The following is a 25,890-nucleotide window of genomic DNA, read 5'->3' on the forward strand; positions in this document are numbered from 1 at the left end:
CCAGTCCCGTTCTCTTCAAAACCCAATCGCCGCCACGATCATGAACACGCAGCACGGGCGCGTAGTCGTAAAGCGGCACGGGCTCGCCGGGATGATCAAACGGGAAGGCTGCGACCATATGCATAGAACCACCCACCCGCCTCCAGTTCTCTCTCAAACGATCGTGAAATCCGAAAATCGGCATGCCGATGCGAAAGCGATTGTGCACCCGGTCCGAGTGGCTGAAACGCGTCTTAATATCGAGGGGCAAATCTGGCGCGCCAGATTTCGCGTTGCGGACCGACGGCGGTCCATGGCAATCGATAACGCGCGTGAATGCTATTGCATGATCTGGTGANCTCTGACTCTGCTACCATTCGAGCCGCATACAAAACACTCATGATAAAATACGATCCCGATCAAAACAGGTCGGCGGAGGCCCCCGGCATTACTAAGTCGCTTACAGAAGCGATTAACATATTAGACAATGAAATATATCGCTTGAAATACGACCAGTACCGACTAAAGCGTGGCGAATACCGGTACAATAATAGTGCTGGGAACTTAAGTAATTTAAGTCCATCATCGACGACAAGACCCATTGCTAGCTCATTGAACGCAGGCCCCACTGACAAATCGAGAACCATATTAGGCGTGGGCGGGTTGCTCGTTACTCTGACGATAATGGCTTTGGCCGTGGCTAGTGTAAGTCGCTAACGCAGCAGTTTGTCATAATTAAACGCGGTTCCTTCCCAGGGAAGGCTGAACGGCAAACGCTCGAAATTTCGCACTGACCCGGCTTTTCGAAAACGAACGCCGATCAAAAAGACCGGAGCTTTCTCAAAGGATCGTATTTCGAGAAGGCAGGAAAGCTCCTCATAGTCCATCAATGTCAAAACACGGGAACATCATGCTTTGATGCCCAAGCGTCAGGCACCTGCGCGCGGAACGTCGCCGGCAATGGGTGAACTAGAGTCAGCATACCGCCATGTGCCTGCACGACTTGGCGCGCCAAGCTGAGCCCGATCCCGCTTCCGCTGGGTTTGGAGGTGTAGAAGGGGCGGAAGATGCCATGTGCGCGATCCGGCAGTATGCCAGGTCCATTGTCCCCCACCTCGATGGTGAGAACGTCAAAGTCCACGGTGGCTTGAATATTGACCTGACCGGATGAGACGCCGCCCTGCTCAATCGCCTCGACTGCATTTTGTAGCAACGCCCACATCGCTTGGTTCATCTGGTCGCGATCAATCTTGCCACACAGGCCGGGTTCGACGTTGATCGAAAGACCGACGTCCGGCCAGCGGCTCACGAACAGCCGCGCAAGGTCGTCGATCATCTCTTCGATCGACACGGTCAGTCGCAAGGGTGGCGGCAGGCGTGCCAGTTTGCGATAGGCTTCAGTGAATCGCCGCAGCCCCTCGGCACGCCGCGCGAGCGTCGTCAGGATTTCGGGGAGCAGGGCCGGATCCTCGTCACGAGCCTCGGCCGCGGCAATGCCGCACTCGGCCAGCGACACGATGGGTACCAACCCATTGAGCATCTCGTGGCCGAGCACCTGAATCATTTCGGCGCTGGCACGCGCTTCGGCGGTCCGCTCTTCATTCTCGATGTCGATCAGCGCTACGACCCACCGGTCGCCAACTTCAACTTTGTCAGCCCGCCAGTTCCGGCCAGCGTGATGCAGGTGCGTTGCATCCCGGTCGAACAGAGCCGCAGGGGGCGGCAATATACGATCGTCGGTCGCGAAGAGAAGGCGCGCTGCCCGGTTCATCGTTCGCACAGTCGTTCCGGTCGCTAGCACTAGAGGGGTTGGTGACGCATCGAGCAGCAAGTGATGGGCGATCTGCGCCTCGTCGGGCGAACTGGATATCGTGATCGGGGCGGCTAGGTGGCGCTTGACCAGAAGCAGATTGGCAACGAGCAGCCACACCAGCAGCAGCAGGGCGCCGGTCAATGCTAACCATAGACCATGCGTGCCGGCGGCTCCGGCCGCCGCGCCGCACAGGCCTAGTCCCAATCCTATCTGCAGGGCATGGCCTTCCCGTCTAGAGACCATGCTGCGCCATTCGACGATAAAGGGTGCCGCGGCTGAGGCCCAATGCCGCGGCAGCCCGTGACACATTGTGGCGATGCTCCTTCAACGCAGCCTCAATCATTAGCTTTTCGGCATCCTGCATTCCGAATGCCGGTGCGGTCACGCCCCCCGGACCGGCGACCGGGCTGGCCGGCCTGATCGCTGCGAAGTCGATCAGGCCATCGTCCGACAGCAGCACCGCGCGCTCGATGGCCAGCGCCAGCCCGCGCACCTCGTCCGGCCAGTCAGTGATGGCGACGAACGCTTCTGCCGCCGGCGTGAGCCGTGGCGCGGCGTGACCGTAGGTTTCACCGGCAACGCTTGCGAAATGCCGGGCGAGCAACACCGCGTCTTCACGACGCTCCGCAAGAGAGGGCATCACGATCTCGATCGTGCAGAGCCGCCGGCGCAGCGCGGGCGAAAGCGGCGCGACATCGTCAACGATTGTAATGCAGCGCAAGCCTGGCATAAGCCGGTCGAGCAACCGTGCCTGCGCATGCGCGGCCAGTCGATCGGCGTGGCGTAGCACGATCGTACCGGCGGCATGGTCCAGGGCGAGCCATTGATCGGGGTCAGTCATGTCGATCCGTGACGGCTTGGTCCCGGCATCGAGCGACGCCGCGTGAAGCGCGTCGGCGACCAGCGAGCGTCCGGTGCCGGACGCCCCAGTGATACACACGGCGGCGACCGTCGGTCCTACACGCCGGACGAGCGCACGGACGCGCTCGATCGCCGCCGATGTACCGAGCAGCGCGCTGCCACCTGATGGGCCGATGGCTGCGGATCGGTGTGCCGCGCCACCGCCGACGCTTCGCCTGATCGCGCCATCGACCTTGCCGAGAATGTCGTCCTTACGCCACGGCTTGATGATGAAGTCGCGCGCGCCCGCCTGCATGGCCGTTACAGCGATGCGGATGCCACTATGCGCCGTGATGACCACGACGCAGGCATGGGGATCGTCCGCAACGATCCGGGTGAGACAGGCCAGCCCCTCTTCGCCGTCCGAGCGACCTGCTGTGAAGTTCATGTCGAGCAGGATCGCGTCGTAGCGGCGACGCGCAAGCATCGAATAGGCGGTGGCAGGGTCGGCGGCGATCTCCAGCCGATATCCGGCTAACCGGAACAGGATCTCCGTCGTCCGAGCAACGACCGGATCGTCCTCGATCAGCAGGATTTCGCGAGGACTTGACTCGCGATCAGGGTGTCCGCCGGCGGACATAGTGTTCAACGGCGACAGATCGCCTGTTCGCGAAGCCGAGGAAAGTCGTTGATTCATAAGCAGTTGGCTTTTCGGATCGTGGGCAGTGACAGCATGGCCATGATGACCAACCAGCCCGCATACACAACACCCATGCCGGGGGCCGCAATGGACAGCCGGATCGATCGACCCAAGCAGCCGTGGTGGCGCGGGCGACCCGCGCTGATCGGGCTGGTCGTGCTGATCGCCGCGCTGACGATCTGGCGCCTCCTCCCCGAAGGCGGATCGACGGACATCGCCATCGCCGACGTCGAAACGGGTGAAGTCGTGCGCGCGCCGTTCGACGATTACCTGCCGGTACGGGCCACGGTCGCGCCCGAGATCACCACGCTGGTCGGCGTGCTGTCGGGCGGGCAGGTCGAGCAGCTGTTGGTACAAGACGGCGCAATGGTGACGGAGGGGCAGCCCCTCGCGACGCTCGCCAATTCGGAACTGAAGCTCGACGTGCTAACCCGTGAGGCCCAGATCGCCAGTCAACTGGGTCAGGTAGCGGGTGAGGGACTGGGGATCGAGCGCAATCATCTCGATCGGGCGGGTCAGGTGGCTCAGGCCGAATACGATCTCATCAAGGCGCGCCGCGACCTCGCCATCCGCCAGCAGCTCCACGATCAGGGCTTCCTGTCCGATGCCGGGGTCAGGAGTTTCCAAGAAGAGGCCGTCTATCAGGAAAAGCGACTGGCCCAGCTGCAGTCGGGGCGTGCCGCAGAGACCCGGATCACCGCCACGCAGGAACGGCGTCTCGCCGATACGCAAGAGCGACTGTCGGGCAACCTCGCGGCGGTGCGCGCCGGGCTCAACGCACTGACGATCCGCGCGCCGGTAACCGGCCGCCTGACCAACTTTACGCTGCAGCCGGGCCAGACGCTGAAGCCTGGAGATCCCGCAGGTCAGGTCGACAGCGAGGGCGCGTGGAAGCTAATCGCTGACGTCGACGAATATTATCTCGGCCGTGTGGCAGTCAGGCAAAAGGCCCAGGCGGGCGATGGGCGTGCGACGGTCAGCAAGGTGTTGCCGGCGGTCAAGGACGGGCGTTTCCGCGTCGAGCTAACCTTCGACGGTCGCGCACAGGCCGAGCTGAACCGGGGGCAGACACTCGACATCCGCATCACGCTGGGGGCCGCGTCTCGGGCAGTCGTGGCCCCGGTCGGCGGCTGGCTGGAGGCGGGTAGCGGCACGTCCGCCTTCGTCCTGGATGCCGATGGTGCCCACGCCCGACGGCGCGCGATCAAGACTGGCCGCCGCAGTCTCGAACAGGTCGAGGTGCTATCCGGCCTTACCCCCAGCCAGCGCATTGTCATCTCCAACACCGCGTCCGTGAAGGGCGACATCCTCAACATCCGCTGAAAGGCCCGTCCATGATCCGTCTCGAGAACATTCAGCGCCGCTACGTCTCCGATGAGGTGCAGACTACCGCACTCCACGATATCGACCTGCACGTCGAAGCTGGCGAGTTCCTCGCCATCATGGGGCCATCGGGCTGCGGCAAGTCGACGTTGCTCAACACGCTCGGCACCGTCGATCGCCCGACCGGTGGTCGCTATCTCTTCGGCGAACGAGACCTCGCCGCCCTAGGGGAGAAGGAGTTGGCAAAGTTCCGCGGCAGCATGCTCGGCTTCGTGTTCCAGAGCTTCAACCTGATCGACGAGCTGACGATCGAGGAGAACGTCGCGCTCGGCCTTGCCTATCGCAAGGACGCGGCAGACCGTCGGGGGCGGGTCGCGGCGGCAATGGACAAGGTCGGAATCGCGCACCGTGCACGCCACTTCCCCCACCAGCTGTCGGGCGGCCAGCAGCAGCGCGCTGCAATCGCCCGTGCCATCGTCGGCAACCCGAAGCTGATCCTGGCCGACGAGCCGACCGGCAACCTCGACACCGCCAATGGCGAGCAGGTGTTGAACATCCTCGCCGGTCTCAACGCCGAAGGCGCGACGATCGTCATGGTCACTCACTCGCCCAGCCACGCCGACATGGCGAAGCGCCGCATCGACATGCTCGACGGACGCATCGTCGCCAGCGCCATGCGTGCGATCTGACTCATGGATAGGGCCATCGACATGAAGCCTTCTGCCCTCGCGATACTGCCTACCCTCGGGTCTGATGCCGCGCTGATCTCCCCCGGCACTGGCGACGTCGCGCCGACGGCGCGCTCCTCAGCGAGCAGCAACGGTCGCATCACCGTCACCGGCGGTACGCGCTGCACCGTCGAGGGCGACGCAACCTCTTGTGTCGCCTGCGGCTGACCTCCCTCCTGTCCGGATATTCGCGATGAACCGCTTCGCACTGAACTCGCTCTACCGCTCGCTGACCCGCCACAAGCTTTATGCCGCATTGAACATCGGCGGGCTGGCAGTCGGCATTGCGGTGTTCCTGGTCCTGAGCCTCTATGTCCGGTTCGAGACGAGCTTCGAGCAGTGGCTGCCGCATCATGACGAACTCTATGTCGTGCAGACCGAGCTTCAAGTCCCCGGCAGCCCCTTCAACGGGGCCTATCCGGTGACGATGCCTGGCCTGTTGGAAGAGATGCGACAGGATTTTCCCGGACTGGTCGGCACACGCATCCGTGGCGGCAAGCAGGGGGGCAGCGTCATCCGTGAAAACGACGCGATCGGCGCCGACGTGGCGCAGGTCGATCCGTCCTTTTTCGATGTGTTCGATATTCCCATGGTGCGCGGCGACGGGCGGCGGGGGCTCGCCAATCCGTCGGGGGCGCTGCTCAGCAGGACGGAGGCGCAGCGGCTGTTTGGCGATGCTGACCCCATCGGCCAGAACATAACCATCGCGGTCGACGCGCCGCAGATCTATCGCGTCGCCGGAATTTTCGAAGACCTGCCCAAGACCACCGATCAGCAGGCGACCATCCTGATCCCGATGCCGCGCACGCCACCGCCACCCGTGCAATGGTCTTGGTACAAATGGGGCATGGTTGATGGCGCGACTTATCTGCGCCTTCCCGATGCAGCAGCCGCGCGCGCGTTCGAGGCGAAGATGCCCGCCTTCGTCCGGCGTCGTGCTGGGCAGGATCTAGGGCCCGATCCGGCGAAGATCATCGCACTCTCGCTGCTGCCGCTCACGCGCCTGCATCTACAACCACCCGGCGGGGTGCAGAGCAGCGGTCGTACGCTGACGATCGTGACGCTGGGGCTAGTCGGCGTGCTGACCCTGCTGATCGCGATCATCAATTATGTGAATCTGGCGACCGCCCAATCGGGCCTGCGCGCCCGCGAAGTGGCGATGCGCAAGGTGCTGGGCGCGGACCAGTGGATGCTGATCCGCCAGTTCCTGGGCGAGGCAGCGGCGATGGCGGCGATCGCCAGCCTACTCGGCATGATCTTGGCAGAGATCAGCCTGCCCATCGTCAACGCGGCGGGGGGGCTGTCGCTTCACTTTCCCTATGCCCTGGCGCTGCCGTTGCTGATGGCGCTGGTCTTGGTCATCGCGCTAGCGGCAGGCTTCTATCCGGCGGTTCTCTTGTCCCGCTTTCCGGCCGCGGCCGTGCTGGCCTCGGCGCGGGCGCCGGGGGGCGGGCGCAGCGGCGCGCGGTCTCGCGAAATGCTCGTGGTGATCCAGTTCGGTCTGTCCATCGCCTTCATGATCGGCACGGTCGTCCTGGTGGCGCAGACCGCGCATGTCCGGCGATCCGATCTGGGGTTTCAGCGCGAGGGGCTGTTAATCATACCTTCGCTGGCCGACAAGCGCATCTTCCCGACCCAGGCGCGGCCGATCCTCGATGCTTTGCGCCGCCTGCCGGGCGTGGTGTCGGTGGGATCGAGCAGTTCGGCACCCGGCATGGTCAATTCCAGCCTCGACGTGATCGAGCGGCCCAGCGGTCCGGGCGTGACCGTTGGCAACATCCCGGTCGGGCCCGACTTCTTCCGCACCTACGCGCCCCAACTGCTTGCAGGGCGGGTGTTCGACGATGCGCACGGTGCGGATGACTCCAGCGACTGGACCAAGTGGAAATATGGCCGCAACGTCGTCATCAATCGGAGGGCGGTCGAACAGCTCGGCTTCCGCACGCCCGAAGAGGCAATCGACAAGACCATAGGCCGGGGGGCGCCGCGTATAATCATTGGTGTGGTTGACCAGCTCCGTTTCGCTTCGCCACGGACGGCCGAGACCGCTACCCTGTATCAATATGCCCGCGACGTGCCGACGTCTGCCGTTGCCGCCATCCGCTACACCGGCGACACCGCCGCGATGCTCGCCCGCATCCGGTCGACCTGGCGGCGCCTATCGCCGCACGTGCCATTGGTCATCGGTACGGCGGACCAGCGCTTGGCGGACTTCTACAATGCCGATGAACAGGCCGCGCGTTTGTTCGGGATCGGCGCAGGACTGGCGGTGCTGATTGGTTGTGTCGGCCTTTGGGGCTTGGCCTCGTTCAACACGGCGCGGCGGGTGAAGGAGATCGGCATCCGTAAAACGCTGGGCGCGTCGTCTGCCGATATCGTTAAGCTATCGGTAGGTCAGTTCCTGCGGCCCGTACTTATCGCCAACCTCATCGCCTGGCCGCTGGCCTATGTCGCCATGCGAACCTGGCTGGCCGGGTTCGATGACCGGATCGCGCTGTCGCCGTTGTTCTTCGCCGGTGCTAGCCTGCTGGCGCTCGTGATCGCCGTGCTGACCGTGCTGGGCCAAGCGCTGCGCGCCAGCCGCGCGGCCCCCGCCTGGGCGCTGCGCCATGACTAAGGTCGCTTTGCTCATCGGCACCGTCCTGCTGGGTGCGACCTCCATCTCCGCCGAGACGCTGCGGGACGCTGTGACGCAGGCCTATGCGAGCAATCCCCAACTCCTCGCCGCCCGTGCCCGGCAGGAAGCGCTGGAAGAAGAGCCCGAGCAGGCTCGTGCGGCGGGCCGGCTCACCGCGGCCGCGACCGGAAACGGGGGTTATGACCGGCTGGATTACGGCCGGGTTGCATCCGCGACGGCGAGTGCCACCCTGCCGATCTGGACCGGCGGCAGGGTGCAGTCGGCGGTGCGCGCAGCGGAGCGGGATGTGGCGGCGGGAGCGCAGGGGCTACGCGATGCCGAAGCCGTGATTCTTCAAGCCGTTGTCTCCGCTTATGCCGATCTGCTGTACAGCCAACAGGCGGTCGAGGTGGCGCGCATCGGCATCGAGCGTCTCGACCGACAGGTCGCGGAAGCCCGCTCACGCTTTGGCTTGGGTCAGGCTACACAAACCGACGTCGCCCAATTGGAGGCGCAACGCGCGAGCGTGGTCGCTAACCTCGCCGATGCCGATGGTGCGCTGGCGACGGCCTCGGCTGCCTATCGCGCAGCGGTTGGAAGCGACGCCCCCACGCTATCGGCGGAGGTGCCCGCGCCCGCGCTTTTGCCGCCGACCCTCAGCGAAGCTCGTGTGCAGGCGGAGACGAACAACCCGCTTCTTCTGCAACAACGGCAGGTGGTGAAATCCGCGCTGGCCCGAATCGACCAGGCACGGGCCGATCGGGCGCCATCGCTGGGCCTCACCGGCGGCTACGGCCGGGGCGGCCGGCTGATCGATGGCGGCGTACGCGGCCTCCCTGCGGCGGCATCGGTGGGCCTGAGCCTGCGCCTTCCGCTTTTAACAGGCGGGTTGGTACCGTCGCGCGTTCGTCAGGCCGAAGCGATTGCCCGCGCCGAACGCTTCCAAACCGATGCCGCAGAGCGTGAGGCACGGCGCAGTGTCGATGCCGCCTGGGCTTCACTGACGGCCGCGCAAAGGCGCCAGCGCGCCGCCACCGACGGCCTCGCTGCTGCCGACCTCGCGCTCAAGGGCGTGCGGGCGGAGTACGGCTTCGGCCTGCGCTCGACGATCGACATCCTCGTCGCCGACCAAAGCTTTCGATCGGCTCAGCTATCTGTCGCCTCCGCTCGATCGGACGTACTGGTGGCGCAGGCTGCCCTCCTCCGAGCGGTCGGTGCATTCGGGCAAGATGCATATGAGTGATCGGCGTCCATTAGCAATCGAAGCGTTCCCAAAAGGGAACCGCGATTGAGGCAATCGGCGTTGTCCGAAGGGATCGGCCAGCGAACGGGAACGGCGTTCTCGGAATCGATCGAATATCGGGAACTGCCGGATCGGGAGAAAACCACCGCGGCGTTCATTCGGTTACGAGTGCATTCTAGCCATCAAGTACATCAGCAACAGCAAGACGGCGATCGTGATGACGATGAGCATCGCGATTGGGAAGAGCAACCCGGCGCTGTTGTCGTGCCGCCAAGCGAGCATGAGAAACGTTGCTACCACGCCTATCGTAAGCCCACGCGGACCGAAGCCAAAATTTCCGATAACGACAATCAGAACAGCCAAGCCAACTGAAACCCCAACGTGCGAAGCTGTCTTTGAGGGTCCCATCGGTCTTACGATGTCACCGACGATCGTGAGGCGCAACACAAGCATGCATCGCCGATGCCGCCCCCCCTAGAGTTGTCACGGCCGGAGCAATCCCGCAAGGGATCCTATTTCGAGAATTGAAGCTGGCATGGGCTGCGTGGCAAAAGGAGTCCCTTTTGCAACGGCAGCTTTCGGGTGGAGAAGCGGACAGTCGGCAGTCGCCCAAGAGCGGACATTGCCGTAGAGCAGCGGCGACTTTCTAATCGGTGAACGGCTCGCTTTCGCCGGTGTGGTAAGTTCCAAGTTTGATCACGCTAGTAGGTGCGCTTGGGGGAAGCAGTCGTCGACATACATTAACGGAGAGGCCGCAGATAATAAAGGCGTCCATACCGTTCTTCGACGCCGCAAATCCGTCAAAGTCTCTAATTGAAAGCACGGGCTTGCCGGTTGTGCTCCAGTAGCTTTCAACATCCCGGCCGCGCTTAATACCAGCGAAAATGTTGTCCGCGCTGAACGGCGCTCCAGCCTCGGCGATAGTGAGATATGTATTAGAGTCGAGCGTACCACCGGCCTCCTCGCGCCAGAGCGCAATTTCTTGCCGGTGACTAGGAGATAGCAGCCGTTGAAGAGGGACGGGCGGAGGCCTCGTGCACGCAGCAAGTGCTATAAACAGGCAGATAGCGAACGCTTTCATGAGGCGCACCGTAGGCGAAGCAGAGGGTCCGTCAACGTCCGCTGTCCACCAGGATCAGCCAGCCCGCTCACGCCCAGAGTCGGACACTGAGTGTCACAAATTAGGGCTCCGAAAGCGGTCATTCGTTCAGGTCGGTTCCTCCCGAGCCGCTTTCTCCTGATGCAAAAATTAAAAGTTTTGCATCAGGCCGGACAGTAGCGCGGCGGCCTCAAGAGGGTTGGAGGCAATCCGCCTTCGTTCAGTTAATCCTAACCCTTCAAGCGCATGCTTTGAGCATGATACGTCTTCTCACGATCGTCACCGCGTCTGTAGCTCTCGCCAGCTGCGGCAGCGCGTTTGCACAGTGCGCTACTCGCGACGCACAGGGCCTCGTTGCCTCGATGAAGCCGGCCGAGCAGTTCAGGTCGATACTGACCATGGCAGTTGGGCGAACCCAGACTGCCGCTATGGTCAAGGCACGAGACGGAGCTTCGGGTGACCAAAAGCTTGTGCAGGCAATCGACGCGGCCGTTAAGCGTCATAGCGCAGAGTGGGAGAAGAACCTGGTCAGTAGCTGGCAGTCGCTCAGCGCCACCGAGATTGGCCAAGCATGCGCCGCTATGCAGAAAAATGATCAAAGATCATTTATGCCCTTCGCTGAACGCGTCGGACCCCAAGTGCAGTCACGAAACGAACCCCTGCTACGCAGCGCTGCCACAGAGGTATTCAAAACCGTCTGGTAATCCGACATGATGCAAAAATCACAGATTTTGCATCGACCAGAGAACGGCAGAAAACCTTGTGACCTGCCGATGCAAAACGCTGATGCACCAGGTCTCTAGAGAGGATTGGAAACCGCACGCTAGGTGTTTGATCCCACGGTTTGATGGTGCGATCCTTTCGTTGGAATGGAAGGAAGCCGTATGGGACAAGTACGTCACGGGAGCGCCACGACCACGCACGCCGTCAGAGCAGCAATACAGCGATCGCAAGCTTCGCTCTCGACGCTGAGCCGAGAGCTGGGGATCAACCCGAAGACGGTCGCAAAATGGCGCAAGCGGGCAACGGTTGAGGATCTGAAGACCGGGCCGAAGGCCCCTCACTCCACGACCTTGACCCAAGCCGAGGAGGCAGCGGTCGTTGCATTCCGGCGTCACACATTACTGCCTCTCGACGATTGCCTATACGCGTTGCAGCCGTCGATCCCGCATCTGACACGGTCAGCGCTGCACCGCTGCCTGCAACGGCACGGCATATCCTGTCTACCGAACATTGAGGGGGACAAGCCGAAGCGACAGCGCTTCAAGCGCTACCCGATCGGCTTCTTTCACATGGATATCGCCGAGGTTCAGACTGCCGAAGGCAAACTTTACCTGTTCGTCGGCATTGACCGCACGAGTAAGTTCGCGGTCACCCAGCTCGTCGACAAGGCGGACAGGCGAACGGCGTGGGAGTTCCTTGAACACCTGCTGAAAGCGGTGCCGTACCGGATCCATACGATCCTGACAGACAACGGCATCCAGTTTGCCGAGCAGCCGCGCAACCGTAACATCGCCTGGTCGCGTCAGATGCGCTTCGACATGATCTGCGAAGCAAACGACATCGAGCACCGGTTGACCAAGCCGAACCACCCGTGGACGAACGGTCAGGTCGAGCGGATGAACCGCACCATCAAGGAGGCGACGGTCAAACGCTTCCATTACGAGAGCCACGAGCAGTTGCGGGTGCACCTCGCAGACTTCATGGCAGCCTATAATTTCGCCCGTCGGCTCAAGACGCTCAGTGGCCTCACGCCTTACGAATACATCGCCAAAATCTGGACGTCAGAGCCTGACAGGTTCATCGTCGATCCGATCCACCAGATGCCGGGACTAAACACCTAGGGCGGTCGTCTTGTATGGAGGATTAACGGAACACGGCGTCGTTTTTCCCGTTTTTATACAGCTTGTAGCGTCCCACCCTTCGGGGAAATCGGTGGTGAAGCTCGCGATGCCATGCCGGTAGACGGCCGGCAGGGCATTTAAGACATCGCGGCGGGAACCAATTATCGCGAATATGGTTCTTCCATCAAACCGGCAACTTCCCCCCCCCCCTCTTTGTTTGTCGGTTTCTCAAGCGCCCCGCTGCACCCACCCGCAGCGGGGCATTTTGCTATCTGTCGTAAGCAGTGAAACATGACGGACGACATGTGCCGTCATGAGCTTGGCCGATTCCGTAGCGCTCGCCACAAAGTTGATCGACTGACCCCAAGAAGGCTCGCCATACTGGCGGTGGTTTCTCGGTCGCCAGCAATTTCCTCTCGGGCCTTGTCTAGTTGCGCACCGGATAGAACTCGGGGCCGGCCGAGATGACGGCCACGCTTGCGGGCAGACGTCATGCCGGCGCGGGTCCGTTCTACGATCAGTGCGCGCTCGAACTCGGCCAATGCTCCCATGATATGAAACACCAGCTTACCCCCGGCCGAACCGGTGTCGATCGCCTCGTTAAGCGATATGAACCCGCAACCCCGATCCTGCAAAGCCGCTACCAGCTCAATCAGGTGCGGCAGGGAGCGCCCCAGGCAATCAAGACGCCATGTCACTAGGGTAACGCCCTGTTTCAGCATGGTCAGCGCTTGGTCGAGCCCAAGGCGACCGCGTGCAACACCTGAAACACCTTCGTCTTCGTGAATTATGCTGCAACCAGCAACAGTCAGTGCGTCACGTTGAAGATCGAGGACTTGTTCGCCGCATGAAACACGCGCATAGCCAATTTTCATCAGCGTGTTTTGCTACACCCTTTCGCAACAGCCAAGCCATCGATTTAGCTGGCTTGCATTGTAGTTGCAAAAGGGAGCCCTTTCGCAACCGACGCGCTGCTCGAGGAGCATCAGATTCTGCATCGAGAAAGGCCGCGGATTGGGCCGCCGTGAGCCCGATGCGAAATCCGTGAATTTTGCATCAGCGCGAAAATGTTGTCGGACCCGCAATTCCCTCCGGAACCCTAGTCCTCGTCATTGAGCGGCCGCGTGTGCCAGCTCGCGTGAAGCGTTGGAACGGCACTGAACAGTGCCATCATGTAAAAAGCGAGCGCGGTAAGTTCCTGCTGAGCGACAAGGGTTGACCATACCTGCATCGCGAGGAGGCCCACAGTGAGCCATATGCCTGCGAACGCCGCCGCTGCCGCCGTCGCTAGTCCGACTAGGAAAGAGTCGCGCCGCTGCTGGCGCTCGAATTCATCCGCGCGCTCGCTGAAGTGACGCAGCGGACCCCAGATTGGCATGAGGTTGGCGATGAAGAAGCCCACCATGATCAGCGCATAGCCAATCCAGTAGTTGCGATCCGGGTGTAAAACGCACCAGAGAATCCCTGCACTCGCCACAACCAGCGCCACTAGCGGTGGCCAACGCAGGTGCCGCTTGCGCGGCGTCCTAGCAGTCATGGCGGGCACACCTGTCCACGCCACTGACCGATCTAGCCAAGCTAGAAAACGGTGCTGTCTATCGCTCATTGTTCCACTCCAATTCGCTGCAGGCTGGCGCCTATTGCTTCGAACGGGGTCAGCGAAAAAAGCAGCTCCACTGGTACGCAGAACACGGCAGCGACCTTGAGCGCCAACTCGAGGCTTGGCTTGTAATCGCCCCGCTCAAGATAGCCGATCGTCTGCGGATTGACGTCCACTGCTTCTGCAAGCTGTCGGCGCGACAACCCATGCTCGGCACGAAAGACGGCAATCCTATTGTGCATATCTTATTTAAACCCCGAACCACTACGATTCGTTGTCTTTACACAACATAAAGTAGACACAGTCAATATGGCTGGGGTGTCGGCAAAGCGCCTCACTGCTACCGTGATGCAAAACTTTTGTCTTTTGCATCAAGAGCGACCGGGTTTGGTGGTGAGTGGTTCGGCCGCTTTAGGATGCTGCCGCGGTCAAAACTCCCGCATAAACGCCCTAAAACAGGCAGATAGGCCTGAACCAACGTCTGCTTTTGTACCACGCCAAACCTGCATGAGCGGTCGACTTTGAGTCTCCGCTGACGCAAGATCCGTCCGGAAGCCTCACGTGCTCTGCCACCTTGTCGCCTTAAATACCTCGCATGCTTCTCCAAATTTCGTTCCGGACAGGCGAAGGAAGGCAGGGACGTCGGTAGGAGGCTGGAAGTTGCGCTTCAGAGTATTTGCGAGCAGACTTCTACGACTAGGCGTCGTTGCCCTATCCTCCAGCGGGTCCGCCATACATGCGGGCGACGGGCATCGTACCGCGACAACCGCTGTAAAATCGAACGCTGCACAGAAAGTTGATTGGGCGCCCGTAGTTAGTGGGCGTCTTCCGAACGGTGTACGCTATGCGATCCTCCCGAGGCAGGGAGACGAACCTGGCATAGGCCTCCTCATGCGAAACGAAGGTGGCTTCATCGAGGAGCAGCGGCCGGGCGAGCGCGGGCTGACACACCTTATCGAGCATCTCGTATTCGTCAGTCCAACGTTAAACGCGCCGAACGATCTGCATTATCTGCCGAAGATCGGTTTGCCGCTGACTTTCCCCGCACCTTCCGCCGGTACGACGAGCTGGCGCGAGACCAATTACTTCGTGTCGACCAAGACGACGCGGACGGCCGACCTAGACACATTGCTGCGTCTGTTCCGCGAGGTCGCGACCGATCTCACGTTCAGATCCGATGCGGTGGACGACCAGCGTGCGGACGTGATGCGCGAGATGGCCGGCAGGAAGCCCGGCAACGTGATCTACGCCGACTACATCGCGGACGTAGCACCTGGATCTCCGACCGACGTGATCGATGGGCAGAATTCTGACGATGTACCGACAGCGAGCGTGGAAACGATCCGCGCCCTATACCGCCGCCTGTACCGACCAGAAAACATGATGGTCGTGATCGTCGGAAACGTCGATCCGACCACCGCGAAGGCTCTTATCACCCAGCGTTTCGGGAGTTGGAAAAGCATCGGGTCGCCGGTCGTCCACGTCCCTGTTCCGCGCTTGCGTTACGATCGCATCGCGCCGATCAGTTTCTCGGCTCTGCCGCAGGGGCGCAGGACGGCGCTGATTACTGTGGCAATGCCGACACTTTCGTCACGCGGCCCCAAAAGATCGCAGATGGACGCAGAGCTCATGGACAGGCTGGCGATCCGTGCGGTCAACAATCGACTGGGCAGAGCTCAGCCAGGCAGTCCGTCCGGAAAGGTCGGAATGTTCATCGAGAATGGCGAGCAAGGCCACCGGCTTATCATGCTGTGGGACAACTTCACGGGCGACGCGTGGCAGCCCGCACTGGTCGACCTCAAACGTACCACATGCGGACTGGGTACGGCGGGCTTCTCTGCGGACGAATGGGACAGGGCGAGGCGTGACCTGATCCAGGAGCTCGAGCAGCATACTGGAGACATGGGCCACGCCAAGAACGTCGAACTGGCAAAGGATCTATCTCACGCCATCGCCGCGGACAGGGAACTGATTGCACCGAGCGCTTTGCTGCGACGTGCTCGGATCTGGTTGCCGACAATCGATGCAAGCACCGGGAATGCCTGGTGGCGTAGGCAATGGCAAAGCGGCCACGAACATGTCCGGGTCGAAGCACCGGAGCTTGCCCGGGTGGTGGACCCCCGTCAGGCGATACGGACCGCGCTCGATGCAGCATCGTCGGGGGCCGCCTGCCGCTCACTGCGGCACTAACCGAGCCGGAACAGGGAGACACGGATGGCCATCGTCCTCATCATCGCAGCGCTCGCGTCGCAGACCGGGCCCACGACGGTCGTTCCAAACGTCGTCGGTTTTGACCTTGCCAAGGTGCGCCCCAGAGAACCGACGTGCATGGACCGAGGGCAGTCGGACGAGATCGTCGTGTGCGCTCCAAAGGGGATGGACATCTGGCTGGGTGACGTAAGCGGATTTGCTGCCAAGCCCCTCAATGCCGAATTCAAAGGGCCGTTAAACGCCGAGACGACCATCCACGTCATTCAGCAAAAGAGCCCCGTTGCCACGACCCCGGCAGCGGCTGTGACATTCAAATGGCGTTTCTAGTAGCTCCCTGTCGCGGAAAGTCTCGCTTTCAACTGCTATCGATACTGGACCGCGTCTGCGGTCAAAAACCGTATAACGATCTAGGCCATGGCCGTGGTGCGTCCGCCAAGACGTGTTTCCAGATTGTTTTGATCAGACGACATTAAAAGCGAACAGGGAGATCATCTGGCCCTCTAACGCATCGAGAACGAACCAGACTCTGCTCATGCCCTTCCCATTTCCCGAAAGCGCCGCATTCCGAACACGATGGCTCGCTCCACTCTGACCTACCCATTCGCGAGACCGTCACGATGATCGAATACCACAGCGTTCGTGATCCCCGACCCATAAGGTGCCGGTTACAGGTTTGTGCTTATCGGACGGCGCTTGCCATTCTTGCAGGGTGTGCGGCATGTCCCGGGGAGGGAACGGCTCAAGAGATACCTCCGGAGGCACCATCGTCCGGCAAGGACGACATCGTCATCACGGGTCAACGGACCGCCGGTAGCGCGGTTGGTGCTGTAGATCCGACCGCGACCCTGGATCAGGCAGCGATCCAGGCGCTCGGCGCGACCGACCTGAAAACTTTGCTCGAACGCCTAAAAACGCTCACGACGTCGGCAAGCGGCGGGGATCCAGTCTATCTGCTTAACAGCCGACGGATGTCGAGCATGAACGAACTCTACAGCCTGCCGCAGGAAGCGATGGAGAAGATCGAGGTCTTGCCGGAGTCCGAGGCTGCACGCTTCGGTTTCCCCGCTATTGTTCGGGTGATGAACTTCATCACCAAAAAGAGGTTTCGTGCCGTCAAGTATCAGCAGTCTACTGGGACCACGACGGAAGGCGGGGGCGAGACGAACTATGTCGAGGTAACCGCCGCCCGTATTGACGGCCCGCGTCGCGCAACACTTACCATATCGCACCTGCGGCTCAATCCGGTCCTCCAAAGCGAACGTGCGATCGTGCCCGATCCGGACACGCTCTATGCGGTGGGCGGCAATATCACGGGGGTAGGCGGGGCCACTATCGATCCCGCACTTGATGCGCTGGTCGGTAATCGGGTTACGATCGCTGCGGTGCCTGAAGACTTGGCAAGTCGGCGGACCTTGGCGGGATACGTCGCCGGCGCAGGGGCTCCCGCGGTTACCGATATTAGGCGCTATCGCTCGCTCCAGCAGCGTAGCGACAGGATTTCTGTCGACGGCACCGTCGCGGCGCCGATTGGCAAGTCGATGAGTGGGTCGCTCAACCTGTCGATGGAAGCGCAGCGAAGCACTGGTTTGAACGGTCTGGCGCCCGCCCTGCTGAGCGTACCGGGAGGGAGCGGCGTGCTGCCCTTTGCTGGCGATGTCCTGCTCTACCGCTATCTGCCCGACGCGGTGCTCCGGCAGCGGAACACGAGCCTGACCCTGCACGGTTCGGGCCTGGTGCAAGGCAGTATCCGGCGCTGGGGATGGAACGTCACGACCAGCTACGACCGGGTGCGGGGGCTGGCGCGTTCGCAACAAGGCGTCCCGATCGACGACTTGCAGGCCTCGATCGATGCGGGCGGCGATCCGCTGGCGATACCGAGCCCCGAAGCGTCCGCGCTGCGTCAGGACTATCGAAGCCGGACCGTGACCGGCACGTTGCTGACGAAGGCGGTCGCGAACGGTCCGCTGGTCAAGCTGCCCGCCGGCGACGCGCAGATCACGCTGTCGGGCGATTACGCACGATCGAGCAGTTCGGGCAGCCTACCGGGTTTGCAACAGTCGACGCTGGACCTCACGCGCACGACGAAGGGGGCAAGCGTCAACGCGGATTTTCCGATCGCCTCCGCCAATCAGGACGTTCTCGCGTTCCTCGGGCAGTTGTCGGTCAACGGTATGATCGGGGTCTCGGACGTGTCGAATTACGGTCGGTTGGTGAGTTCCAACTATGGCCTGACATGGTCGCCGGTGCGACCGATCCAGCTGATCGCGTCGGTCAACGAAGCGCAGACCCCGCCGGCGATCGCGCTGTTGACCAATCCGACGGTCACCACCCCAAACACGCCATTTTTCGACTTCACCACCGGCACCAGCGTGCTCGTCACGACGATTGCCGGTGGTAACACTACCTTGGCCCCGGAACGCCGACGGATCGTTACGCTGGGCGTGGCCGTATCGCCGATCAAGGCAAAGGATCTACGGCTTACCGCCAATTATCTCGAAACGCGCATCGGCAATCAGACGGCGACGTTGGGCAGCGCCACCGCCGCATTCCAGAGCGCGTTTGCCGACGCGTTTCAGCGCAATGCGGCAGGCCAACTCGTCAGTGCCGACCTGAGGCCGGTCAATATCGCCCGCGAACGCGAAAAGAAGATGCAGGTCACGCTCAGCCTGTCGACGCCGATCGGTCGTACCCCCCGGCCGCAGGCGCCGTCCGTCGGCACCTCCGCGAAGGACAGCCCGCCGCCGCCCGCGCCCAAGTCCAGGCCGCAAATCTATGTGTCGATGACGACGACGTGGCGGCTCGACGATCGCCTATCGTTGCGCAGCGATTTGCCAGTGCTGGACTTGCTGGATGGCGACACGCTGACCGGCACCGGCGGGCGGCCCCGCTGGGAAACCGAACTGAGCCTGAGCGGATCGCTCGGGGCTGCGAACATCGGGCTGTACGGACGGTTGCAGGGGCCGACCCGAATCCGCAGCGACCTAGAGGCGTCGGACCTTCGCTTTTCGGGGCGAACGTGGCTCGTGCCCTACGCATCTCTTAAGGTCGAGCAGATCGTCAAACGCCCCTGGGCCAAAGCCATGATGCTGCAGTTCACGGTCGAGAACTTGCTGAATGACCGGGTCAACGTGCGCGATCGGCTGGGCCGGGTCCCAAACCGCTTTCAAGCCGCGTACATCGATCCGTTAGGTCGCTCCGTACGCCTTGGTCTTCGCAAGCTTTTTTGAAAAATGCGGTCCGCGCCGTGTTGTGAATTGGCAGCGTCTTAATGGCCTTAACTGCCGGACCATTTCTGATTGTCTCACACAACCGATCCGCCGTTCCGAACTAAGGTTACGAACTGGGAAGGCAGCGAACTTCCTAAAAGGCCGATGCAATCTTACTTTTGAGAAGCGGCGGACCTCTTTGCAGTTGACCCTAAACGCCTCAGACAGTCGGTACGGCACATCGATATGCGGCCTTATAGCTCTGCCCCCAGCAACGAATGAAGCCGTCGAGAACACGAATGTTCATCGGCCATCGAACCGCCCTCGGTCTACCGTCCGGGCCGATCGCGTCCTTGAGTTCGGCCGGGCGGGGCAAAGATGAGAGTTTCGCACGAGCAGCTTCCAGCTTCTGGCGATCTCCTCGTAGGTAAGCGATGCTTCCGTCCACGTAGAGGTTCCATCCCCACTTCGCATCGTCTGCTGCAGGATGCCTCCCCGCTTGGAAAAGCCTGATAGCGTCAGCATACTGGCCAACATCAGCCCGTAGCTGGCCTTCATGCCATGAGAGGAGGGTATCGGCAGGTCCCATGCTTCCATGGGCCTTCCGCCAAGCCTGGATCAGATCCGCAGCTTCCTTGGCACAGCCTTTCGCTTCGAGCGTCCGCCATCCCCCATTTATATCCTGATCGAACACCGAGAGATCGAGGGCCAACATGGCGGATCGATCATATTGGCATTGGGTCGCGGCATCGCCGGCAGCCAGTACGGCAAGAGCAAGCGCTGCTATGATCATCGCGTATCCTTGTTAATTACAGATCCGCTTAGTGACACCCAACATGTCGATCCAGAAGATTATGTAGTATGTACGAGCGGAGGTTGCTGCTGGATGGTCAACCTCATTTACACGTCAAATGAATGAGATGTCGGGGCTTGTCGTACGTGATTAACGTGCAACCGCTGAGTACGTCGGCACCAACATAGACGATATACGCTGCCCGAGATGGCTTGCGTTTGCCGTTGACCACAATGTCGTCAGTCATCTCGAACGGATCAGGTTCCTCGTCTCGTATCGATTTGGCGCTCCCGAAATCAGCGGTGCGTACCAACAGCCGATCAATGCTAACCGGCCCTAAATCAAGGGTACGGCTCAATCGCATCACGCGGGCCGGACGTTCGACGCCGTGCGAGATCATAACTCGCCGCGGCGTGTCACTAAGCGCTCCGTCAAGTTCCTCACTGATGGCGGCTCCGGCAGCAGCGCTGGCAACAGTGGTGGCAAACTGAGGCGCGAACGCGAGCTTGATCGACTTACCTCCAATTGTCTTGGACGTTGCAGCGACCCACCAAGTGTCGGGCAGCAGGGGGATTGAGCTTGCACGTTCCGTCCCGTTTGCCTCCCGCAAACGATATCGCACGACAGGTGCCGGGAGTGCATAAGGTCCTGCCAGCGCGTCTGCGAAATCATACGCGTCTGCCTGCGACCATTTTGTGGTCGCCCTGCTCGTATGAGAGCCAACGGTCAGATCAGCGCTCTGAGTGTAGCCTTTTACCAGAACCGGGCCGACCTTATTATCCGGGTTCCGGGACACAGATATCAACTGGAAGCGCCGCGCTGCCTTGTCTCGTTCTCGCTCGGCAGTGGGACCAAACACGTCCAAAGCGACGGAACGTTTCAGCGACAGCACTGACGGCATTCCAGGACTGGAAAAGGTGTCTACGGTTTGGCCGTTTACCGAAACCTGCAATTTCCCATTTGCTGGTACGTCGAGCACATCCCTCGCTTCGCTCGCGATGGCGGTGGGGGCAAGCGAACCCACTGCCACCAGAGCAAGGACCGTCCATCTTCTTCTCATAGCTAGCGCTGTACCTCTACTTTTTGACGATGGATTCTGTCGACACAGGCTCGGAGCCCTTCATATCTGCATCGATGAATTCTATGGCCGCTTTTAGGCGGCCATCCGCTGGCTTACCGAATAGAGAACCCCGATCGAGACGGTCCAAGCATTCCGAGAATCGATGGTTTAGCGGAAATGCACTCGGCTTCTCAAAACCCGTGGCGCCGGTACACAAGGGTGCGGTTGATGTCGGTCGAGAGCGGCAAAGTCGGGCACCCTCGGATCTGCGATAGTAAATCTTGGATTACCGGTGGCAACGTACGAGATTGAGCTGATCGCAACTATGTGCGTAGGTATAATGCGTTTTAAGTATCTCTCGGATAAAGATGTTACAGTATGTGACGGGCTGTCTGAGACCTTTCACATAAATACGCAACGAGATGGCGTAATGTTGACCGTTTTTGACGATAGGGACGTTGCATTGGCGCACTTGCCTTGCGAACTAAATTATCGAGAAATAGGCGAGTCCAATGCGGTTGATGTTCCGGCAGGTATGTGTACAAGTCTAATAATATGGAAAGTTGGCTGGAACAAACAGCTCGATAGAAAGGATATTATTGGTGATGAAGTTTCGAAAGATGTTATCGGTTCATTCTTCGAGTATTGGCAGGCCGGCCTAGGAATAGGCTGCCACATTGATTCTAAACCTCGACGGGCGTTGGTGGAAGTTAGATTCTTTGGTTAAACCTAGCGGCGATAGTCGAGATTGCGCAGCGCTGGTGCCTTTCTCCCAAACGAAGGGCGGGAGGAAGGCGTCGGCCTTCTCGGAATGGATCGAATTTCGGGAACGGCCGGAATTGGTGGTTAGGCGACAGGCAGCTTTCGGGACATCGATAGCCGTTAGCTGCCATCCCGAGTTCGCCAGCCCTTCTCAAAACGGATCCGTTGCGGGCCGCCGCTAGTCGTCCCGATCAACGTTCATTTGCTGGAAGGCTAAGTCATAAGTTTCGTTGCGCGATCGAAATGGCCTTACCCTGCCCACCCCTGTGGCAACAATGCTGCGCAATTCATTACAAACCGTTTCCGAAGCAGTTCGGGAATGGCGGGGTAGGTTCTGACTTGCTGTTGGTATGACGCGGTTATTGTTTCTCCTGCGCCTAAGCTAGTTAAGACGTTTCGACTGATTGGAAAATTAAATAAATAAGCTGTTTGATCGCCAACCATTGCTAAATCAGGTCTGTAGGAACGCTTGATTTTACCAAATGATACGCTTAAATCTGGCTGTGGCCATGCCTGAGCCGCAGCAAAGCCGCGCAAATCTATGCTTGTACGAGTGCCATTACAGCGGATTGTCAGGCGCGGACGATTGTCTTTATAGAATGCCAAATAGGGAGTGCTATCCGTCACCCCAAAGCTGGTCCAGCCGGTGCGTTGCGGCCCTGCAACTAGCGCCGTTGCGAGACAGATTAATAGCAAAGAGGGATTCATTCGTTTTTGACCTTGGTGAGCGTCGTCAGAAAGCCGAGTTAGCGATTGGAAATGACAACACGTTGACTATTCCCTCACCGTCTCCAGCTTTGTGCCTCACGTAGCCGTTCCTATTTAACGATCGAGTTTTGGCGATGTTGGGTTGGGGAGGAAAGCGGACGTTTGCTCCTAGTCGACCATCACCCACGTATTTGTGAGTTCGTAACCGATCGATCGGGCTTGCCGTTCTAAGCATCGCCGCTGTCGTGTGCCTTCTGGAGCGGCATAGCGATCGACGACTATAACACGATGGCCGACCGCTCGCGCTATCACCTCATCCTTCGCCACCGCATCTTTGTAGAACCCGCACCGTGTCGCGACCTGTCGCGTTTCACTATCACGGATACTTCGCCTTAGCGGCTCGTCGGCGCAACACTGGATCACAGACGCGAAACATAGCGCAACGATCGAGCGTGTAACTTGAGCACGGTTCATATCGACAAACAACACAGGCCGGCAATGTCTGCAAGTGGCCGCTTTTTGCCGCATCTCGCCATTCCTGAAAAGGAAGGGCCAGTGGGATAGCTGGCATCGTTCAGTCGGCCCCGCCCTCATCTACGGCGCTTTTCTCGAAATCTGTTCCCGAAATCATTTCCCCGAAATGGCCTCGCGAAGATGGAGTTTTGGGAAAGCCAAAGTGGCTGCGATAGGTCCACGTCGGGGCACCCACGCTCGGCAGCCCCCCCCCCCCCCCTGCCCGCTCCGCTATAGATCGAGACATTGATCGATTTAGAGCCGGTATTTTTTAGGTATGCCTTTCGCAGACCTCTCTAAAGCTGGTACTTTATGCCCGTCCTTACGGCGTAAAAAGGACTGGACTAATAAGCACCACTTAAAGCAGACTACGGCATGTTCATCCGAGCCTACCTTCGCGCATCTACCTCCGAACAGGATGCGTCGCGCGCCAAGAGCGCGCTCGACGTGTTTGCGACCGAGCACGGGATTAGGATTGCGGCCCGCTATGTCGAAAACGAAAGTGGGGCCAAGCTTCACCGGCCCGAGCTGTTCCGCCTGCTATCGGATTGCGAGCCGGGAGACGTGCTTCTCGTCGAGCAGGTTGATCGGCTTTCTCGCCTCACCTCACCGGACTGGATCAAGCTGCGCAATCTGCTCGACGCCAAGCAGGTCCGGATCGTCGCGCTCGACCTGCCGACGTCTTGGATCCTGACGGCACCGACCGATGAGTTCACCGGCCGAATGTTCGCAGCGGTTAACGCCATGATGCTGGACGTACTCGCCGCGGTTGCCCGCAAGGACTATGAGGATCGCCGTCGTCGACAGGCCGAAGGCACTGAGAAAGCGAAGGCAGCGGGCCTTTATAAGGGACGCCCCGAGAACAAGACTCGCAACGCGGCTATCTCGAGCCTTCTCCGCGATGGCCGAAGCTGGCGCGATATAATGGATGCGACTGGGTGCAGTCGAACGCTGCTCGCCAAGATTGCTCGTGATCGCCGTCTACAGGCAGAGGCTGACGCAGCGATCCGGGCGGCTGAGGCAGTCGCGCGTTCCTAATGTGTTCAGGCAGACTCTAGACCTTCATAAGGAGGTGTCCATTTTCGCTGCTACCGACCCTGATTGAACAGGTTTTGTGTACCGAACCTATGCCTACTCAGGGTATACCCAGAATGACGGAGTCGACGTGAGAGGGTCGACCTGATGCTACAGCTGGCGTTGTGTCATATTGCCTGAAGTGGCATAGAATCCACAAAGTCATTAAGGAGAGGCACTGCCATGGCCATGCAGTCCATAGACGTTAAAGTAGCCAGTAACGGTCGGATGATTCTGCCCGCATCGGTTCGCAAAGCGATGGGCCTCCATGGAGATGCGAAGGTCATCTTGACGGTTGAGGACGATCAGGTCCGCCTGTCGCCGATTGGTCACGGGGTTTCTCGAGCTCAGGCTCTTTATCGAGAGCATGCCAAACAGACCCGAACAGTCGACGACTTTCTGTCTGATCGTAAGGCAGAGGCCGTCGCGGAGGCAGGCGAGCCTTCCCATTCGGAGCCGCAGGGAAATCCAACATGACATCTGTTGTAATGTATGCATCTGCGGTGCTGGCACTGGTTCGGGATGAGCCAGGCGCTGACAAGGTCACACCGCACGTAGGACGATCAGCGATCTCGGCCGTGAATCTACAGGAGGTCATCAAGGAGCTCCTGCTTAGCGGTTTGGACGCGGCCACCATCCGCGAGCTCCTAGACGAGCTTCGTCTCGATGTACGTTCCCACGACGTAGAGGCAGCGTATGCGGCCGCTGGCCTGCATACTCAGACGAAGGAGTTTGGGCGCGGCCTCGGCGATCGTTCCTGTCTAGCGCTTGCGATGCAGCTTGGTGTTCCCGCGCTTACTGCCGACCGGGAGTGGAAAAAGGTAAAGGTCAGAGGACTTAAGGTGGAGCATATCCGCTAGCCGCCTATCCTGCCCCGCCGTGCCCCCCCAGCATTTAACCCCAAATTAAGTGTCGCAAATGTGTTTCAGAACTGGTTCGTTCTGCAACCGAGTTATGCGACGATCAAGCATCTGGAAGCTGGCGGTTGGTTCAACTGTCGCGAAATTTAGCACTTACGCGACAAGCCTATGTCCGCTCCCGCCCAATTGCGGACATCGGCTCAGGTATGGCAACATCGGTAAATGCTCCAGCTACTCGCCATTCTTTTGCAGGCCTTGCCGTCCCCACCCGTGCCAGCACCGCCGGCCGACAGCCTTGCGGCAGCCATCCAGCTGTGGGCGGACCATCCACCGGAAGAATTTACGAGGCAGCAGGCGATTGATAGCGCCGTGGCGGAAGCAACGAGGCAAGCCCTCCTCATGGTTGGCATGCAGCCGAGCCCGAAGTTGTCGGTGACCAAGATCTATCTGGGTGCATACGACAGATTAAAGCCGCTGATCGCCCGCCAAGTGCCCGTGAACCGAAGCCAGCTGGACACTGCGGTTGCGGCATGTGCGGTGGACGGGATAGCGCGACGGCTATCAACTTCTGAGATAGCGGAGGTTCGGAAATCTCTCTCGACCGCAGCTGGGCAGAAATTCTGGGAGGCGGCAGGGATCACAGATCGGCCGCTGGAAGGCTGCTATCAAGCTGCCCTCAATCTCAAGCCAGTAGCTGCCGACTATCTTGCCGCCGGCTTGCGTCCGCCAACGCCGCCCAAGCCGCTGAAGCCGGACATGTCGATCGTCTACTGACAGATCGGGAACGACCGCTAACCACCATTCTGGACGTTCCAAAGCCGGTCGCATCGAATGACCGCTGACGCCTAATCGCGGACATTTCGACGACCCGGGGGTGACCGCGTCCTAACGGCCGGTTAGGTGAGAAGGCTAGTGGC

The 25,890-nt window shown here is 60.4% G+C and carries 25 protein-coding genes and 1 pseudogene; 16 read left to right on the forward strand and 10 right to left on the reverse strand.

From position 1 onward, the window contains the following. Positions 1-250: hypothetical protein (locus IFT71_RS21275; protein ID WP_206757479.1), on the reverse strand; the 250-nt coding region annotated here is incomplete at its 3' end. A gap of 88 nt (positions 251-338) precedes the next feature. Between IFT71_RS21275 and IFT71_RS22065 the strand changes: the two are divergent. Continuing rightward, positions 339-696: pseudogene (locus IFT71_RS22065) on the forward strand (DnaJ domain-containing protein); the annotation flags it as partial. A 175-nt stretch (positions 697-871) separates the two neighbouring features. Here IFT71_RS22065 and IFT71_RS20700 read toward each other — a convergent pair. Then, positions 872-1,933, reverse strand: a complete 1,062-nt coding sequence (locus IFT71_RS20700; protein WP_244655096.1) for a sensor histidine kinase — start codon at positions 1,931-1,933, stop codon at positions 872-874. A gap of 91 nt (positions 1,934-2,024) precedes the next feature. Then, positions 2,025-3,272 (reverse strand): sigma-54-dependent transcriptional regulator, encoded by a 1,248-nt coding sequence (locus IFT71_RS20705; RefSeq protein WP_192143360.1) that lies wholly within the window; start codon positions 3,270-3,272, stop codon positions 2,025-2,027. Between the two features lie 93 nt (positions 3,273-3,365). Here IFT71_RS20705 and IFT71_RS20710 point away from each other — a divergent pair, with 93 nt between their 5' ends. Genes IFT71_RS20710 through IFT71_RS20735 form a run of 6 tightly spaced genes read left to right on the forward strand, consistent with a single transcriptional unit; the run spans position 3,366 to position 9,615 of the window. Next, on the forward strand, positions 3,366-4,655 hold the full coding sequence (locus tag IFT71_RS20710) for an efflux RND transporter periplasmic adaptor subunit (RefSeq protein WP_244655097.1): 1,290 nt from the start codon (positions 3,366-3,368) through the stop codon (positions 4,653-4,655). An 11-nt stretch (positions 4,656-4,666) separates the two neighbouring features. Further along, entirely contained in the window at positions 4,667-5,344 is a 678-nt protein-coding gene (locus tag IFT71_RS20715) for an ABC transporter ATP-binding protein (RefSeq protein ID WP_159511391.1), read from the forward strand. Positions 5,345-5,365: 21 nt separating this feature from the next. Then, complete coding sequence (locus IFT71_RS20720; protein ID WP_192143329.1) at positions 5,366-5,551, forward strand: hypothetical protein; 186 nt, start codon at positions 5,366-5,368, stop codon at positions 5,549-5,551. Between the two features lie 25 nt (positions 5,552-5,576). After that, positions 5,577-8,000: an ABC transporter permease gene (locus tag IFT71_RS20725; protein ID WP_192143331.1), complete on the forward strand. Its 2,424-nt coding sequence runs from the start codon at positions 5,577-5,579 to the stop codon at positions 7,998-8,000. Then, a complete protein-coding gene (locus tag IFT71_RS20730; protein WP_192143333.1) occupies positions 7,993-9,243 on the forward strand; it encodes a TolC family outer membrane protein in 1,251 nt (416 codons plus the stop codon). The genes IFT71_RS20725 and IFT71_RS20730 overlap by 8 nt, the downstream gene beginning before the upstream one ends. Before the next feature lie 60 nt (positions 9,244-9,303). Beyond that, positions 9,304-9,615, forward strand: coding sequence for a hypothetical protein (locus tag IFT71_RS20735; protein ID WP_192143335.1), 312 nt, complete (start codon positions 9,304-9,306; stop codon positions 9,613-9,615). A gap of 274 nt (positions 9,616-9,889) precedes the next feature. Here the strand turns inward: IFT71_RS20735 and IFT71_RS20740 are convergent, their stop codons facing one another. Then, on the reverse strand, positions 9,890-10,324 hold the full coding sequence (locus IFT71_RS20740; RefSeq protein WP_192143337.1) for a hypothetical protein: 435 nt from the start codon (positions 10,322-10,324) through the stop codon (positions 9,890-9,892). A 902-nt stretch (positions 10,325-11,226) separates the two neighbouring features. Here IFT71_RS20740 and IFT71_RS20745 point away from each other — a divergent pair. Then, a complete protein-coding gene (locus tag IFT71_RS20745; protein ID WP_192143339.1) occupies positions 11,227-12,186 on the forward strand; it encodes an IS481 family transposase in 960 nt (319 codons plus the stop codon). 311 nt (positions 12,187-12,497) lie between these two features. Here the strand turns inward: IFT71_RS20745 and IFT71_RS20750 are convergent, their stop codons facing one another. The 3 genes from IFT71_RS20750 to IFT71_RS20760 form a co-directional block, all read right to left on the reverse strand. Further along, complete coding sequence (locus tag IFT71_RS20750; protein WP_192143341.1) at positions 12,498-13,061, reverse strand: recombinase family protein; 564 nt, start codon at positions 13,059-13,061, stop codon at positions 12,498-12,500. Between the two features lie 224 nt (positions 13,062-13,285). Next, a complete protein-coding gene (locus IFT71_RS20755) occupies positions 13,286-13,675 on the reverse strand; it encodes a hypothetical protein (RefSeq protein WP_192143343.1) in 390 nt (129 codons plus the stop codon). 113 nt (positions 13,676-13,788) lie between these two features. Continuing rightward, positions 13,789-14,028, reverse strand: a complete 240-nt coding sequence (locus IFT71_RS20760; RefSeq protein ID WP_192100002.1) for a helix-turn-helix transcriptional regulator — start codon at positions 14,026-14,028, stop codon at positions 13,789-13,791. A gap of 649 nt (positions 14,029-14,677) precedes the next feature. On the opposite strand from IFT71_RS20760, the gene IFT71_RS20765 reads away from it, so the two are divergent. The 3 genes from IFT71_RS20765 (at position 14,678) to IFT71_RS20775 (ending at position 19,224) form a co-directional block, all read left to right on the forward strand. Beyond that, the gene (locus IFT71_RS20765) at positions 14,678-15,976 is read left to right on the forward strand and encodes a M16 family metallopeptidase (RefSeq protein WP_192143345.1); all 1,299 of its coding nucleotides are present in this window, start codon (positions 14,678-14,680) and stop codon (positions 15,974-15,976) included. A gap of 24 nt (positions 15,977-16,000) precedes the next feature. Continuing rightward, on the forward strand, positions 16,001-16,324 hold the full coding sequence (locus IFT71_RS20770; protein WP_192143346.1) for a hypothetical protein: 324 nt from the start codon (positions 16,001-16,003) through the stop codon (positions 16,322-16,324). Between the two features lie 290 nt (positions 16,325-16,614). Continuing rightward, positions 16,615-19,224: a TonB-dependent receptor domain-containing protein gene (locus IFT71_RS20775; protein ID WP_197976264.1), complete on the forward strand. Its 2,610-nt coding sequence runs from the start codon at positions 16,615-16,617 to the stop codon at positions 19,222-19,224. Between the two features lie 199 nt (positions 19,225-19,423). Here the strand turns inward: IFT71_RS20775 and IFT71_RS20780 are convergent, their stop codons facing one another. Then, positions 19,424-19,996, reverse strand: coding sequence for a hypothetical protein (locus IFT71_RS20780; RefSeq protein ID WP_192143348.1), 573 nt, complete (start codon positions 19,994-19,996; stop codon positions 19,424-19,426). A gap of 103 nt (positions 19,997-20,099) precedes the next feature. Then, entirely contained in the window at positions 20,100-21,056 is a 957-nt protein-coding gene (locus IFT71_RS20785; protein WP_206757480.1) for a hypothetical protein, read from the reverse strand. 430 nt (positions 21,057-21,486) lie between these two features. Here IFT71_RS20785 and IFT71_RS20790 point away from each other — a divergent pair, with 430 nt between their 5' ends. Continuing rightward, positions 21,487-21,783, forward strand: a complete 297-nt coding sequence (locus IFT71_RS20790; protein WP_192143352.1) for a hypothetical protein — start codon at positions 21,487-21,489, stop codon at positions 21,781-21,783. 284 nt (positions 21,784-22,067) lie between these two features. Here the strand turns inward: IFT71_RS20790 and IFT71_RS20795 are convergent, their stop codons facing one another. After that, positions 22,068-22,424: a hypothetical protein gene (locus tag IFT71_RS20795; RefSeq protein WP_192143354.1), complete on the reverse strand. Its 357-nt coding sequence runs from the start codon at positions 22,422-22,424 to the stop codon at positions 22,068-22,070. Positions 22,425-23,414: 990 nt separating this feature from the next. On the opposite strand from IFT71_RS20795, the gene IFT71_RS20800 reads away from it, so the two are divergent. From IFT71_RS20800 to IFT71_RS20815, 4 genes are all read left to right on the forward strand, one after another. Then, complete coding sequence (locus IFT71_RS20800; protein ID WP_192143356.1) at positions 23,415-24,077, forward strand: recombinase family protein; 663 nt, start codon at positions 23,415-23,417, stop codon at positions 24,075-24,077. 219 nt (positions 24,078-24,296) lie between these two features. Further along, positions 24,297-24,590: an AbrB/MazE/SpoVT family DNA-binding domain-containing protein gene (locus tag IFT71_RS20805; RefSeq protein WP_056409575.1), complete on the forward strand. Its 294-nt coding sequence runs from the start codon at positions 24,297-24,299 to the stop codon at positions 24,588-24,590. After that, positions 24,587-24,973, forward strand: a complete 387-nt coding sequence (locus IFT71_RS20810) for a type II toxin-antitoxin system VapC family toxin (protein WP_192143358.1) — start codon at positions 24,587-24,589, stop codon at positions 24,971-24,973. Before IFT71_RS20805 ends, IFT71_RS20810 begins: the two co-directional genes overlap by 4 nt. A gap of 222 nt (positions 24,974-25,195) precedes the next feature. Continuing rightward, positions 25,196-25,747 carry a hypothetical protein gene (locus IFT71_RS20815; protein WP_056409596.1) on the forward strand — a complete coding sequence of 184 codons (552 nt, stop codon included), beginning with the start codon at positions 25,196-25,198 and terminating at the stop codon, positions 25,745-25,747. Positions 25,748-25,890: the final 143 nt, after the last annotated feature.

Source organism: Sphingomonas sp. CFBP 13733, from assembly GCF_014841795.1.
Classification (GTDB): Bacteria; Pseudomonadota; Alphaproteobacteria; order Sphingomonadales; family Sphingomonadaceae; genus Sphingomonas; species Sphingomonas aerolata.

Bases quoted from the DNA above. Each gene is read 5' to 3' on its own strand.
- IFT71_RS20710 (WP_244655097.1), top strand. From the start codon at position 3,366: ATGGCCATGATGACCAACCAGCCCGCATACACAACACCCATGCCGGGG.
- IFT71_RS20790 (WP_192143352.1), top strand. From the start codon at position 21,487: ATGTTGACCGTTTTTGACGATAGGGACGTTGCATTGGCGCACTTGCCT.
- IFT71_RS20805 (WP_056409575.1), top strand. From the start codon at position 24,297: ATGGCCATGCAGTCCATAGACGTTAAAGTAGCCAGTAACGGTCGGATG.
- IFT71_RS20785 (WP_206757480.1), bottom strand. From the start codon at position 21,056: ATGAGAAGAAGATGGACGGTCCTTGCTCTGGTGGCAGTGGGTTCGCTT.
- IFT71_RS20780 (WP_192143348.1), bottom strand. From the start codon at position 19,996: ATGATCATAGCAGCGCTTGCTCTTGCCGTACTGGCTGCCGGCGATGCC.
- IFT71_RS20715 (WP_159511391.1), top strand. From the start codon at position 4,667: ATGATCCGTCTCGAGAACATTCAGCGCCGCTACGTCTCCGATGAGGTG.
- IFT71_RS20720 (WP_192143329.1), top strand. From the start codon at position 5,366: ATGAAGCCTTCTGCCCTCGCGATACTGCCTACCCTCGGGTCTGATGCC.
- IFT71_RS20815 (WP_056409596.1), top strand. From the start codon at position 25,196: ATGCTCCAGCTACTCGCCATTCTTTTGCAGGCCTTGCCGTCCCCACCC.
- IFT71_RS20705 (WP_192143360.1), bottom strand. From the start codon at position 3,272: ATGTCCGCCGGCGGACACCCTGATCGCGAGTCAAGTCCTCGCGAAATC.
- IFT71_RS20770 (WP_192143346.1), top strand. From the start codon at position 16,001: ATGGCCATCGTCCTCATCATCGCAGCGCTCGCGTCGCAGACCGGGCCC.
- IFT71_RS20800 (WP_192143356.1), top strand. From the start codon at position 23,415: ATGTTCATCCGAGCCTACCTTCGCGCATCTACCTCCGAACAGGATGCG.
- IFT71_RS20725 (WP_192143331.1), top strand. From the start codon at position 5,577: ATGAACCGCTTCGCACTGAACTCGCTCTACCGCTCGCTGACCCGCCAC.
- IFT71_RS20745 (WP_192143339.1), top strand. From the start codon at position 11,227: ATGGGACAAGTACGTCACGGGAGCGCCACGACCACGCACGCCGTCAGA.
- IFT71_RS20740 (WP_192143337.1), bottom strand. From the start codon at position 10,324: ATGAAAGCGTTCGCTATCTGCCTGTTTATAGCACTTGCTGCGTGCACG.
- IFT71_RS20760 (WP_192100002.1), bottom strand. From the start codon at position 14,028: ATGCACAATAGGATTGCCGTCTTTCGTGCCGAGCATGGGTTGTCGCGC.
- IFT71_RS20765 (WP_192143345.1), top strand. From the start codon at position 14,678: ATGCGAAACGAAGGTGGCTTCATCGAGGAGCAGCGGCCGGGCGAGCGC.
- IFT71_RS20775 (WP_197976264.1), top strand. From the start codon at position 16,615: ATGATCGAATACCACAGCGTTCGTGATCCCCGACCCATAAGGTGCCGG.
- IFT71_RS20750 (WP_192143341.1), bottom strand. From the start codon at position 13,061: ATGAAAATTGGCTATGCGCGTGTTTCATGCGGCGAACAAGTCCTCGAT.
- IFT71_RS20810 (WP_192143358.1), top strand. From the start codon at position 24,587: ATGACATCTGTTGTAATGTATGCATCTGCGGTGCTGGCACTGGTTCGG.
- IFT71_RS20730 (WP_192143333.1), top strand. From the start codon at position 7,993: ATGACTAAGGTCGCTTTGCTCATCGGCACCGTCCTGCTGGGTGCGACC.